We start from the raw sequence: 10,300 nt of genomic DNA, 5'->3' as shown, positions 1-10,300 counted from the left end.
ACCGCCGACAGCGCGGCCGACGAAATAGGCTGATATGTCGGTCGCCCAAACCACCGCGAACAGGAAGAGAATGGCGACGAGGCCGGGATGATCGCCGTCACGCAAAAGAGCAAGTGACAGTCCGGAAATGGCGGCATAGGCAAGGCCGGACGCGTCCCACTGTCCCGCCTGGCGCATCGAAGTCTGGCGCATCGAACCCACGACCACGGTGACAACGACCATCACTGCCACAAGAAGCAGAAGCCATGACGCAGGCAAGCCGGCGACCAAACCGCCGACGAAAACCAGAAGCAGCGCTTCCGGCAGAAAACCAAGACCCGTGGCGGCAACCGGGCGGCACATTCGTGACCATTCGTAGAAGATCAGAATCGTCATGGCCGCGCAAAGCAACCGGAAGGGCAGTCCGCCCAGCCAGGTCAGGCTGAGTGTGACGACCGCAAGCACGACGGCAGAAATAACCCGAAGCTGGAGGTTGCTCATCCCTTGGCCGTCACGGCGACGTCTTGAGCGCCCAGACCGCCGAAACGGCGCTCGCGACTGGCAAAGTCGCGCAATGCGTCGGCCAAATGCTCGCGGCTGAAATCGGGCCAGTAGCAAGGCAGGAAGACAAGCTCGCTATAGGCCGCTTGCCACAGAAGGAAATTCGACAGCCTGAGCTCGCCGCTGGTACGGATGACCAGTTCCGGATCCGGAATACCCTGGGTGTCGAGAGAGCCGGCAAAGGATTCGGCCGTGATCGCCTCGCTGTCGAGCTCGCCGCGCGCCACCGCCGAGGCAAGCTTGCGCGCTGTGCGCACGATCTCGTCGCGTCCGCCATAGTTGAAAGCGATGACCAGGGTCAGCGCGTCGTTGCGGACGGTCAGGGTTTCGGCCTCTTCAAGCAGGGTCCTGATGTCAGGCTGCAGCCCTGCCCTGTCGCCGATGATCCTGACCCGCACGCCGTTTTGGTGCAGTTCGGCGAGATCGCGGCGAATGAAGATTTTCAACAGGCCCATCAGGTCGCTGACTTCGGACTTCGGCCGCGACCAGTTTTCCGACGAGAAGGCGTAGACAGTCAGGAACGAGATGCCAAGGCCAGGAGCGGCGCGCACCGTGTTGCGCAGCGCCTCGACGCCGGCACGATGCCCAGCAAGCCGTGGCAAGCCACGCGCCTTGGCCCAGCGTCCGTTTCCGTCCATGATGATCGCGACATGCGCGGGGCTTGTCATGTTCTCGCTTTCGAGCCAGCAGTGGCCAGACCCTAAACCTGCATGATTTCAGCTTCCTTATCGGAAAGCAGATGGTCGATGGTGCTGATCGTCTCGTCGGTGAGTTTCTGAACCTGGTCGGACCGCTTGCGATGATCGTCTTCGCTTATATCGCCGTCCTTTTCCGCCTTTTTGAGAAACTCCATGCCGTCCCGGCGCACGTGGCGCACGGCTATACGGGCATTCTCTGCATAACCGTGCGAGATCTTGACCAGTTCCTTGCGGCGCTGTTCGTTGAGCTCGGGCAGCGGAATTCTGAGATTGGTGCCATCGACGATCGGATTGAAGCCGAGATTGGATTCACGGATGGCGCGATCGACCGCGCCGACCATCGACTTATCCCAGACCGAAACCGAAATCATGCGCGGCTCCGGCACCGACACGTTTGCCACTTGGTTGATCGGCATGGTGGTGCCGTAGGCCTGCACCTGGATCGCGTCGAGCAGGTTGCTCGAAGCGCGGCCGGTCCGCAGCGAAGCCAGATCGTGCTTGAACGCAGCGATCGCCCCGTCCATGCGCCGTTTGAGATCATCGTATTCGCCACTCATCATCGTCTCCTCGACCCGTTAGCCGGGTTCACTTCAGGGTAATCCCGTATTCAAGCCTCAATCCGAAAACCGGTTCCCGCTTTTCGCCTACGGGAAACCTTCGGTTCGGGATCGGGCTCCCGATCAGTCGTCCGTGACGACCGTGCAACGGCCGCCGCCCCTCAGAATATCACCGAAACCACCCTTCTCGTGGATCGAATAGACGATTATCGGGATGTTGTTTTCGCGCGCAAGTGCAATCGCGGCCGTATCCATGATCGAAAGACCGCGTCTTATGACTTCGCCATGGCTGATGCGCTCGAAGCGGGTCGCATTCGGGTCCTTCTTGGGATCTGCCGAATAAACGCCGTCGACCTGGGTACCCTTGAACAGCGCATCGGCGCCGATTTCTGCCGCGCGCAGCGCCGCGGCCGAATCGGTGGTGAAGAAAGGATTGCCGGTGCCGCCGGCGAAAATGACGACCTTGCCCTGGTTCATGTAGGCGGTCGCTTGACGCTGCGAAAAGCTCTCGCAAAGCTCAGGCATGGCGATTGCCGACAGCACCACCGCGTCGACGCCGATCTTGTTCAGTGAAGTGCGCAGCGCCAGCGAGTTGATGACGGTGGCGAGCATGCCCATGTGGTCGCCTGTGACCCGGTCACCTCCCTTGGACGCAACCGCCACGCCGCGAAAGATGTTGCCGCCGCCGATGACGATGCCGACCTCGATGCTCAGGGCGCGGGCCTCGGCGATGTCTGCGGCGATGCGATCGACTACCGACACGTCGATGCCGAAATGCTGCTCGCCCATCAACGCTTCGCCAGATGCTTTCAGCAAGACACGTCGGTAGAGGGGCTTCACCGTCATCTGGTCCTCATTATCATGCGTGTGACGCGCAGCGGGCTGCCGCCGCGCAGGCGCTGCCCCGAAACATTGGGTTCCGATACACGAAGGGCGCCGCGATGTCACGCGGCGCCCGAACCGGAAAACTCTCTTCCAGCCTTAGCTTACGCCGGCAAATGCACCTTGCATGAGCAGATCCGGGCATGAGCAGATCCGGCAGATGGCCAGCCGGCCTGTCGCCGGGCGCACCGCGCAAGAAATCGGCCGGGCATCCTCGCGGACACCCGGCCATAAGTCTTTTCAGAAAGATGGGGTGCGGTTTACTTCTTGACCGCCGCCGCGACTTCCGCCGCAAAATCGGTCTCTTCCTTCTCGATGCCCTCGCCGAGCGCGAAGCGCAGATAAGCAGTGATCTTGGCCGGTGCGCCGATTTCCTTCTCGGCATCCTGCAGCGCCTTCTCAACGGTGATGTCGGGATTGAGCACGAAAGCCTGCTTGAGCAGCACGACCTCTTCGTAGAACTTGCGCAGACGGCCCTCGACCATTTTCTCGATGATCGCCTCCGGCTTGCCGGACTGGCGCGCCTGGTCGGCGAAGATCGCCTTCTCGCGCTCGACCGCGGCCGGATCGAGCTGCTCCGTCGTCAGCGCCATCGGGTTGGTGGCGGCGACATGCATGGCGACCTGACGGGCAAAGGCGTTGGCGGCCTGCGCGTTGCCTGTCGTCTCGATGGCGACCAGCACGCCGAGCTTGCCAAGGCCGTCGGCAACCGCATTGTGGACGTAGGTCGCGACAGCGCCGTGCTCGACCGTGAGCTTGGCCGAACGGCGGAAGCCAAGATTCTCACCGATAGTGCCGACAGCGTCCTTGATGGTGTCGGCAACCGACTTGTCGGAACCCGGATACGGGGCGGCTGCGACGGCCTCGGTCTTGCCGCCATAGGCGAGCGCGACCTTGGCGACCTTGGCGACGATATCCTGGAAGGCGGCGTTGCGGGCAACGAAGTCGGTCTCAGAATTGACCTCGACGACCGCCGCCTCGCGGATACCGGAATCGACACCGATCAGGCCTTCGGCCGCGGTACGGCCGGCCTTCTTATCGGCCTTGGAAATGCCCTTCTTGCGCAGCCAGTCGACGGCCTCTTCCATGTTGCCGTTGGTCTCGTTCAACGCCGCCTTGCAGTCCATCATGCCCGCGCCGGTCAAGTCGCGGAGTTCTTTGACCTGTGCAGCCGAAATACTCATTGTCGCCTCTTTGTTTAAAATGCACCGACGCACCACCGGTCCTCGATGATGCGCCTGGCGCCAGCGCTTAGCGCGCCAGAATATGAGAAAGATGAAGGCCGAAACCGGCCTTCCCTGTTACGCTTCCGGTGTCTGGGCAGCCGGTGTCTCGGCGGTCGGCGTCGGCTCGAGTGCCGGCTCGATCGGGCCCTCGGCCAAAGCGCCAACGTCGACGCCAAGCGCGCCCTGCTGGCGAGCAATGCCGTCGATTGCAGCCTTGGCGATCAGATCGCAATAGAGCTGGATGGCGCGGGCCGCGTCATCATTGCCGGGGATCGGGAAATCGATCTTGTCCGGGTCGCAGTTGGAATCGATGATGGCGACGACCGGGATGCCGAGGCGCTTGGCCTCGAGGATGGCGATCGCTTCCTTGTTGGTGTCGATCACGAACATCAGGTCGGGCGTCGAGCCCATGTCCTTGATGCCGCCCAGCGCCTTGTCGAGCTTCTCGCGCTCGCGATCGAGGTTGAGGCGCTCCTTCTTGGTGAGCCCCTGGGCCTCGCCAGCCAGCATCTCGTCGAGCTTGCGCAGGCGCTGGATGGAATTCGAGATCGTCTTCCAGTTGGTCATCATGCCGCCGAGCCAGCGGGAGTTGACATAGTACTGGGCCGAGCGCTGCGCGGCGTCGGCGACGATGTCGGACGCCTGGCGCTTGGTGCCGACGAACAGCACGCGGCCACCCTTGGCGACGGTGTCGGAAACTTGCTTGAGCGCCTGGTGCAGCAGCGGCACCGTCTGCGAGAGGTCGATGATGTGGATGTTGTTGCGGGCGCCATAGATATAGGGCGCCATCTTCGGGTTCCAGCGATGAGTCTGGTGGCCGAAGTGAATGCCAGCTTCCAAAAGCTGGCGCATGCTGAAATCAGGCAGAGCCATTCTTGAGTATCCTTTCCGGTTAGCCTCCACGGACACAGGCATTTCTGGACTTTGTCCTCGAACGCCACCGGAGGTTTCAGCCGGATTTCTCCCGGGCAGACACCAAAGTCCGTGTGTGGAATGAGCGCGCATATAGAGGGGATGCGCGACAAACGCAAGCGCTGCGGTGTCTTGCGGCTCAGCATGCGGCGATCAGCGCACCCGGGCTATGGGCGTATCTTCCCCTTCGGCACGCGGACACGTCGGAAAACAGCAACGATCTCTTCGCGGCTGCATTCGATGGCGCCTAGCCGCACCGCGCGGTCGCGCTCGAAGCCGGTTATGTCATAATGCGGCGCCGATGTCTTCGGCGGCCCCTGATAGGACGAGCGCTTGACGCCGAGCTGTGCTGCAAAACGATGCAGCTCGTCGGTGTCGTCGGCCAGCAGATGACACCAGCGGTGGCCGACCCATTTCCAGATCGCCGCGTCGACATACACCGCCATGAGGTTTGCCGCACTCCTTCATCTTGCGCCGACCAGCGGAGCCGCAGTTCACCTGGGGCCAAGATCCAAACGTTAGCGATGATAAAAGGGATTCGGATAGAAAATGAAGCCGCCGGCGGCTTCGAGTTCGGCTACTGACGTGGTGACAGCCGCCTGCATACGGCTGTGAAGTTCGGCGAGCGCATCGTCGATCGAGCCCCGAAAGGCATGCAATCCCAACGGTTCCGGCACCCGGATATGCACGCAGCGCGGCCCGGCCGGCTGCGGCACGAAGCGATTGATCGTGTCGCGCAGCGTGCCCTTGCAATAGTCGTTGCGGACGCGCTTCAGATGCTCGGCGATCTCCTCTTGCGTGATGCGCGAGTTAACTGAGGCCCACGGTCCGACGCGCTGGAGACGCTGGATCGTGTCCGCCAGCGTGCGGACCTGTTTTTGTCTCTCAGCGTCGCCGGTGTTTTCCCGCAGCCAGCGGCGCGACCGGCGCAAAAGCTCGGCGATCTCGTTGGCGCCGGGATCGAACGAAATGCCCTCCCCCAGGCGCCGACTCAATTCGAGCAGCAGTTGCGTCTGACGCGCTGCATACGAAGCCCGTTCGTCGGGCGCCATGCCACAGGCAATCTCATCGCGCGACAGCAACGTCGCATACACATGGTGGACGCGCTCCGGCAGCGTATCGGCGGCACGGCGCTCGATCTTCAGGCTCTTCTCGACATACGCGCATTCCTGCGCCAGCGCCGGCTCGACATTTTTGGTGAAGGCGAGCTTCCAGACAACCGGCGCGATCCAAATCCTACAATCCTGATCCGTGGCGCGACCGCGCTTAAGCGCTTCGAACCCCATCTCGACCGCCCCCGGAAGGAGCGAACCGACGACATTTGCATGCCAGCCGACGCCGCCTTCGGGATGCAAGAGAACACCATGCCCTTTCAGCGCCCAGGCGATCGAGTGTTCCTTGGCGGCCCCACTGTTGCCGGGAATCTGGGCGATCAGATTGTTGGCCAGCCAGAATTTCTGCATGATCCGGCCGAGGCCGTTGACGACGCCATGCGTGGCCCAGGATGCCGCGAGCGGACTGACCTGCGAGACGATCTCCTTGTCGATCATCCAGTCGGTAAAGAATTCCGGATGGTTGGGCGTGATGAACGTCGCCTTGCCGGCGCCGCAACAGGCCTTCAGCCGCTGCCGGTCGTCGTCGGGAAAGTCGATATGACGGACATTGGCGACGCCGCGCAATCCGGCCAGGCGGTTGAACGGCAACAGGTCGCGAAACCCGGGAATGCCATGCAGCATGACAACCCGGTTGACTACAGTCATGATCCTGATTAGCGCCGGATTGGGCCTCGGCGCCACGAACACATCGATTCTGCTCAACCCACCCCCCGATCGACCCATCGGCGTAGAAGTTGAGATGCAATTGCGGCGTGTTCAAGTCATGGCGCATGACCCCACAAATCGGAATCGATTTTCGGAAAGGATCATGCGCAAAATCAAAGTGCTACAGCGTCCTTTGCGCGGCCAAGAACGCGCGGCGCTGTAGGCGCCGCCTTGCGGGCGTGGTTAACCTGAAGCCTATTTCGGCGGACAGGCTTTCGACTGATCGAACAACGACAGATTGACCAGCTTGCCGGTCATCGAGAACTCGCCATAGTCCATGACGAGGTCGCGCGTGATGCCGTTGTCATGCAGCTTGAAGCTGATCCGGTACTCCGGCACCTCCTCGCCTGACTTGTCGGTGCCGTCGAAATAGGCAATGTCGACTGGCCAGTATTTGTCGGTGGCGAGTTTCGCCAATGCCGGCGCTTCCGGATCAGCTTTGTCGGCATCGGCTTTCTTGCCGACTACGACGGTGGTGGTCATCACTTTGTCGGCATCTTCCGAGCCGTCGAACAGGTTGGTTTCGTAGAAATTTTCGCCCTTTTCGGCCTTGTCGATCAGTTCGGCCAGATGCTGGGTCGGAAACTGGGTGGCAGCGAGTTCGAGGCTGCTCTTCTCCGGCTTGTCGATGTCGACCTTGAGGCCCTTCGTCTCCTTCGTCGCGGTGCCCTTCACCTCCTTGTCGAGGTTCTGGTCAACGAAGGATTTTGTCACGAACGAGAACGTCTTGCCTTCGGCGTCCTCGAAAGTGGTCGTCTGCTGGTCGGTCAGCTTTGTTGCATTGTCGTTAGTGGCAATTTGGGTGACGAAGCGGAACTTCACCGTGTAGCCTTCGCAAGGTGAGCCGTTGAACTCATAGACCATGCGGCCGGAAATGCCGGTAATGCCGGAGCGATCGGAGGCTTTGTCCAGGCTCAGATCGTAAACCGCGCGATGCGCTTGCAGCGCCGGTACGGCAAAAGCCGGCGCCATCGAGAACACCGCTGGCAGCAGGACAGCGTGGAATGCGAGGCGTGTTGCGCGCATGAGGGGCTCCGATCATCGCGCCTGATGGCAGGCCGCAGGAAAGAGGATCCAGCTTAAAAAAAGTCGTGGCGGAAGCGAGGCAAAAATAGCAATTTCGGCCCGGCCTGCCCGGCGTCATCAAGCAATAGGGAAATACCATGAGCGAAACAATCGAAAAGCGGCTAAGCGAAATCGGCGTGACGCTTCCGGTCGCAGCCGCGCCCGCCGCCAATTACGTGCCCTATTCCAGGTCAGGCAATCTGCTGTTCACCGCCGGACAGCTGCCGCTCAGCGAGGGCAAGCTGCAGGTGAGCGGACTGCTCGGCCGCGATGTCGACACCGCAAGCGGCAAGGAAGCGGCAAAATACTGCGCAATCAACATATTGGCGCAGGCCAAGGCAGCCCTTGGCGATCTTGAGAAAATCCGCCGCGTGGTGAAGATCACCGTCTTCGTCGCCTCGGCACCGGAATTTGTCGAACAGCACCTGGTTGCCAACGGCGCCTCGGATTTTCTGGTTGCAGTGCTCGGCGATCACGGCAAACATGCCCGCTCCGCCGTCGGCGCCGCCTCCCTGCCGCTTAATGCCGCAGTGGAAATCGAAGCCATCTTCGAAGTCGAATGAGCCAGTCATGACCGATCTTTCCTGGCTGACCGCCCGACCCGTTGCCCATCGCGGCCTCCACGACATGAACAAGACGCGGTGGGAGAACACGCTTTCCGCCTTTGCCGCGGCAGCCGAACGCGGCTATGCGATCGAATGCGATGTGCATCTGTCGTCTGACCGCATCCCGGTCGTGATTCACGACAGCGATCTGAAGCGGCTGACCGGCCAGGACGGCTTCGTCTGGCAGCGAACGGCAGCGGAGATGACGGCGCTCAGGGTTGGCGGCACATCAGACCATCTACCGACTCTGCAGCAGGCACTCGACCTGGTCGATGGTCGTGTGCCGATGGTCGTCGAGCTGAAAGGGGTCCCCGGCCAGGACGAAGGTCTGGTGGAAAGCGTTGGCGAGATGCTCAAGCACTACAAGGGCAAGGCGGCGATCATGTCGTTCGACCACTGGCTGATCCGCGATTTCCCGAAACACGCGCCCGGCATTCCGGGCGGGCTGACCGCTTACGGCAATGACGTCAAGCTGATCGAGGCGCATTTCGCCATGCTGGCGCACGACATCGCCTTCGCCTCCTACGCCGCCGGCGACTTGCCGAACCGGTTTGTCAGTTTCGTGCGCGAAAGGCTCAAAATGCCGGTCATCACCTGGACCGTGCTCGACCAACCGGCGGTCGACCTGACCTTTAGATATGCCGACCAAATGACATTCGAAGGATTCGAACCCGATCTTGTACAGGTCGCTTGAAACCGAGCTTGCATGGACCGGCACGGAGCTTAAATAAGCCTCATGGATCAAGGCGATGAAGGCGACGGGCAAACGGCGAATGGAGCGTATGCGATCCGGGTTGCCTCCGGCATCGGAGCCTTCACCTGCGCGGAATGGGATGGCCTCGGCGGTACCGCACGCGGCGATAGAGAAAACGGCTACAACCCCCTAGTTTCGTTCTCTTTTCTGAGCGCGCTTGAAGATTCGGGCTGCGCCGTGCAGCGCACCGGCTGGGGGGGCCATCATCTCAGGCTGGAGACAGCGCAGGGAAAACTGCTCGGTGCCGTTCCCTGCTACCTGAAATCGCACAGCCGGGGCGAGTATGTTTTCGATCACGGCTGGTCCGACGCGTTCGAGCGCGTCGGCGGGCGTTACTACCCAAAACTGCAATGCGCCGTGCCGTTCACGCCGGTCACCGGTCCTCGCCTGCTGGTCAACAAGGGCGAGGACAGTCGCGCCGTGAAAGCCGGCTTGGCAGCAGGCCTGAAGGCGGTGACGGACAAGCTCGGCGTCTCTTCCGCGCACGTAACCTTCGCGCAGCAGAAGGATGTTGGGGCGCTGGAAGCGGCGGGTTTCCTGCACCGCACCGACCAGCAGTTCCACTTCTTCAACGAAGGTTTTTCGACCTACGACGATTTTCTCGCCACTCTGGCGTCGCGCAAGCGCAAGGCCATGAAGAAGGAGCGGCGCGAGGCGCTCGCCCACGGCATCTCGATCGACTGGCTGACCGGCAGGGATCTCACCGAAAGGATCTGGGACGACTTCTTTGCCTTCTACATGGATACCGGCAGCAGGAAATGGGGGCGGCCCTACCTCAACCGCGAGTTTTTCTCGATGATCGGCGAGCGCATGGCCGGCGACATCCTGCTGGTGATGGCCAAGCGCCATGGACGCTACATTGCCGGCGCTATCAATTTCATCGGTTCCGATGCGCTCTACGGCCGCAACTGGGGCTGCATCGAAGACCATCCGTTCCTGCATTTCGAGGTCTGCTATCACCAGGCGATCGACTTCGCGATCGACCGTAAGCTGAAAGTGGTCGAAGCCGGCGCGCAAGGCGAGCACAAGCTGGCGCGCGGCTATAGGCCGGTGACCATGCATTCGGCGCATTACATCGCGCATCCCGGCTTGCGCAACGCGGTCGCCGACTATCTCAGGCGCGAGCGGCGCGAAGTGGAGCGGATGGGCGACTATCTTGAAGAGCACACGCCGTTCCGCAAGGATCTGGCGGACGGTTAGGGCGACGCGTCCAATTGGACGCACAAAGCATGCTCTAACAC

The 10,300-nt window shown here is 61.6% G+C and carries 12 protein-coding genes; 3 read left to right on the top strand and 9 right to left on the bottom strand.

What is annotated here, in order from left to right; genetic code table 11:
* The 9 genes from EOA85_RS17510 to EOA85_RS17470 form a co-directional block, all read right to left on the bottom strand.
* On the bottom strand, positions 1-480 hold a 480-nt coding region (locus EOA85_RS17510; protein WP_164759717.1), incomplete at its 3' end, for a phosphatidate cytidylyltransferase.
* The gene (locus EOA85_RS17505) at positions 477-1,208 is read right to left on the bottom strand and encodes an isoprenyl transferase (protein WP_095520395.1); all 732 of its coding nucleotides are present in this window, start codon (positions 1,206-1,208) and stop codon (positions 477-479) included. The genes EOA85_RS17510 and EOA85_RS17505, both read right to left, overlap by 4 nt.
* Positions 1,209-1,240: 32 nt before the next feature.
* Complete coding sequence (gene frr, locus EOA85_RS17500) at positions 1,241-1,795, bottom strand: ribosome recycling factor (protein ID WP_036267909.1); 555 nt, start codon at positions 1,793-1,795, stop codon at positions 1,241-1,243.
* 123 nt (positions 1,796-1,918) lie between these two features.
* Entirely contained in the window at positions 1,919-2,641 is a 723-nt protein-coding gene (gene pyrH / locus EOA85_RS17495; RefSeq protein ID WP_127210556.1) for a UMP kinase, read from the bottom strand.
* Positions 2,642-2,937: 296 nt separating this feature from the next.
* Positions 2,938-3,861, bottom strand: a complete 924-nt coding sequence (gene tsf, locus EOA85_RS17490; protein ID WP_127210555.1) for a translation elongation factor Ts — start codon at positions 3,859-3,861, stop codon at positions 2,938-2,940.
* Positions 3,862-3,978: 117 nt separating this feature from the next.
* Positions 3,979-4,776 (bottom strand): 30S ribosomal protein S2, encoded by a 798-nt coding sequence (rpsB, locus tag EOA85_RS17485; RefSeq protein WP_127210554.1) that lies wholly within the window; start codon positions 4,774-4,776, stop codon positions 3,979-3,981.
* 206 nt (positions 4,777-4,982) lie between these two features.
* The gene (locus EOA85_RS17480) at positions 4,983-5,261 is read right to left on the bottom strand and encodes a DUF4031 domain-containing protein (RefSeq protein ID WP_029352779.1); all 279 of its coding nucleotides are present in this window, start codon (positions 5,259-5,261) and stop codon (positions 4,983-4,985) included.
* 72 nt (positions 5,262-5,333) lie between these two features.
* Positions 5,334-6,632 (bottom strand): hypothetical protein, encoded by a 1,299-nt coding sequence (locus tag EOA85_RS17475; protein WP_127210553.1) that lies wholly within the window; start codon positions 6,630-6,632, stop codon positions 5,334-5,336.
* 198 nt (positions 6,633-6,830) lie between these two features.
* Complete coding sequence (locus EOA85_RS17470; RefSeq protein WP_029352783.1) at positions 6,831-7,661, bottom strand: cell envelope integrity EipB family protein; 831 nt, start codon at positions 7,659-7,661, stop codon at positions 6,831-6,833.
* Between the two features lie 137 nt (positions 7,662-7,798).
* Here EOA85_RS17470 and EOA85_RS17465 point away from each other — a divergent pair, with 137 nt between their 5' ends.
* Genes EOA85_RS17465 through EOA85_RS17455 form a run of 3 tightly spaced genes read left to right on the top strand, consistent with a single transcriptional unit; the run spans position 7,799 to position 10,259 of the window.
* Positions 7,799-8,263: a RidA family protein gene (locus tag EOA85_RS17465; RefSeq protein WP_127210552.1), complete on the top strand. Its 465-nt coding sequence runs from the start codon at positions 7,799-7,801 to the stop codon at positions 8,261-8,263.
* Between the two features lie 7 nt (positions 8,264-8,270).
* The gene (locus EOA85_RS17460; RefSeq protein WP_127210551.1) at positions 8,271-8,999 is read left to right on the top strand and encodes a glycerophosphodiester phosphodiesterase; all 729 of its coding nucleotides are present in this window, start codon (positions 8,271-8,273) and stop codon (positions 8,997-8,999) included.
* Between the two features lie 42 nt (positions 9,000-9,041).
* Positions 9,042-10,259, top strand: a complete 1,218-nt coding sequence (locus tag EOA85_RS17455; protein ID WP_127210550.1) for a GNAT family N-acetyltransferase — start codon at positions 9,042-9,044, stop codon at positions 10,257-10,259.
* Positions 10,260-10,300 lie beyond the last annotated feature (41 nt).

Source organism: Mesorhizobium sp. M5C.F.Ca.IN.020.29.1.1, assembly GCF_003997375.1.
In the GTDB taxonomy this organism is placed as follows: Bacteria; Pseudomonadota; Alphaproteobacteria; order Rhizobiales; family Rhizobiaceae; genus Mesorhizobium; species Mesorhizobium wenxiniae.
Note: the sequence above shows the minus strand (reverse complement) of the source record. Positions and strands in the feature narration are given on the sequence as shown.